At 53.8% G+C, this 301-nt stretch carries 3 tRNA genes; all 3 read right to left on the minus strand.

Features of this window, described 5'->3' with window-relative positions:
* Positions 1-2 precede the first annotated feature (2 nt).
* Positions 3-76, minus strand: a tRNA-Met gene (locus PTSHG_RS00105).
* A gap of 27 nt (positions 77-103) precedes the next feature.
* Positions 104-192 (minus strand) — tRNA-Leu (locus PTSHG_RS00110).
* Positions 193-204: 12 nt separating this feature from the next.
* Positions 205-279, minus strand: a tRNA-Asn gene (locus tag PTSHG_RS00115).
* Positions 280-301 lie beyond the last annotated feature (22 nt).

The following is a 301-nucleotide window of genomic DNA, read 5'->3' on the forward strand; positions in this document are numbered from 1 at the left end:
GGTAGCGGGAGAAGGATTTGAACCTCCGGCCTTCGGGTTATGAGCCCGACGAGCTACCAGACTGCTCCATCCCGCGTCATTTTTTACCCGGCTACTATTCTTTTGGTGCCGAGAATCGGAATCGAACCGATACGGTGTTTAACCACCGCAGGATTTTAAGTCCTGTGCGTCTGCCAGTTCCGCCACCCCGGCTTATCTTTTCTTTGGCTCTCAGGGTGGGACTCGAACCCACAGCCTACCGGTTAACAGCCGGTTGCTCCACCATTGAGCTACCTAAGACTATTGGGGACTTTTGTCCCTT

The organism is Peptoniphilus senegalensis JC140 (genome assembly GCF_000321025.1).
Classification (GTDB): Bacteria; Bacillota; Clostridia; order Tissierellales; family Peptoniphilaceae; genus Peptoniphilus_A; species Peptoniphilus_A senegalensis.